Consider the following 276-nt stretch of genomic DNA (forward strand, 5'->3'; position numbering starts at 1 on the left):
GAGGACGACCGCCCCATGACCAAAAGAGAGCAGCTGATCAAAAAGGAAAATCATCAGCTCAAGCAAGAAAACGAACGCTTACGCCAGCAGAACTTGAAGCTAAAAATCGAGAACGAATTCGTAAAAAAATTGAGCGTCTTAGTCGACCAGCGGACCAAGAACCGCAAGCCGCGGAAATAGCCCAGGCAGTTACCCAACTAAGGCGCGAGCTTAAAGTTAGCGTAACTTTTATTCTTGATGCCATTAATGCCAATCCCAATCTGCCCCATCTATCCC

Annotated in this window: 1 pseudogene; it reads left to right on the forward strand. The window is 47.1% G+C overall.

Going from position 1 to position 276, the window contains the following annotated elements:
• Positions 1-276 (forward strand): annotated as a pseudogene (locus tag H3R25_RS09005) (IS3 family transposase); the annotation flags it as partial.

This window comes from Lactobacillus sp. M0390, assembly GCF_016102085.1.
GTDB lineage: Bacteria > Bacillota > Bacilli > Lactobacillales > Lactobacillaceae > Lactobacillus > Lactobacillus apis.